Source organism: Rhodopirellula europaea 6C (assembly GCF_000338295.1).
Lineage (GTDB): Bacteria > Planctomycetota > Planctomycetia > Pirellulales > Pirellulaceae > Rhodopirellula > Rhodopirellula europaea.
In genome coordinates this window covers 1-598 of sequence record NZ_ANMO01000075.1, presented here as the reverse complement: position 1 = coordinate 598, position 598 = coordinate 1, and the positions used below count along the sequence as shown (strand labels likewise).

Sequence of the window (598 nt, the reverse complement as noted above, 5' to 3'; positions counted from 1 at the left end):
GGCTCCCACGTCGAACCCACGATGAATGGTCAATGGACCGCCGATCTCTCACCTGTCGGTGGTCCCGTGCTTGGCCCTTTCGCTCTCCGCTCGGAAGCGATTGAGGCCGAGATCGAATGGCTCCATTGTCACTGGCTTTTAACCGGCAGTGATTCACTTTCCTGAAACCAAACTCTCTGACACCAAGAAGGACACGGACATGACGACACGAATGACGGTGAGCTTGACTCGCCACGACGGGCAGGATGGTGATGGCAATTCTGTCGCGACCTGCCAGATGGAAATCGACATCGACGATGAAGTGAACGCGGATGCCGGGCGGCTCTCGGATCGCCTGCACCAAGCCTTCGCGGTGTGTCGCCGGCAAGTTGACCGGGAGCTTGCAAGCAGACCGGGTGACATTGTCGAAAACAGGCATTCCAAGAGCCACGCACGATCGGGGCCGGATCCGCGTCCGGCAACGGAAGCTCAGGTGCGAGCGATCCATGCGATCGCGTCGAAGACCAACACGCGACTGGCTTCTCACTTGGACGAGGTCTACGGCGTCTCCTCGCCGCAGCATCTGACACTGAAGCAAGCTAGCGAACTGATCGGCAAG

1 protein-coding gene is annotated in these 598 nt (G+C 59.2%); it reads left to right on the top strand.

Features of this window, described 5'->3' with window-relative positions; genetic code table 11:
* Positions 1–148: 148 nt before the first annotated feature.
* On the top strand, positions 149–598 hold a 450-nt coding region (locus tag RE6C_RS06420; protein WP_008654935.1), incomplete at its 3' end, for a hypothetical protein.